The sequence below is a fragment of the uncultured Microscilla sp. genome (assembly GCF_947493425.1).
Lineage (GTDB): Bacteria > Bacteroidota > Bacteroidia > Cytophagales > Microscillaceae > Microscilla.
This window is the reverse complement of record NZ_CANLRP010000736.1, coordinates 1-206: the sequence shown is the minus strand read 5'-3', so window position 1 is coordinate 206 and position 206 is coordinate 1. Positions and strand designations below refer to the sequence as shown.

Sequence of the window (206 nt, the reverse complement as noted above, 5' to 3'; positions counted from 1 at the left end):
ATTTGGGATGGAGCCAGCATCCATCATTGTAAGAAAGTCAAAGCATTTTTAGAGACTTTGCCCAAAGGAAGGCTCAAAGTAGTAAGGCAGCCAGCCTATTCCCCGGCTCTCAATGCGTCGGAACAAGTCTGGAATTACCTCAAAAATGTAAGTTTAAGGAACAGAGTATTCAAGAATATAGAAGCATTGAAGAAAGAACTGAGCAA

At 41.3% G+C, this 206-nt stretch carries 1 protein-coding gene; it reads left to right on the top strand.

Features of this window, described 5'->3' with window-relative positions:
* The coding region (locus Q0954_RS35000) for a transposase (RefSeq protein ID WP_366916784.1) at positions 1-206 on the top strand (206 nt) is incomplete at both ends.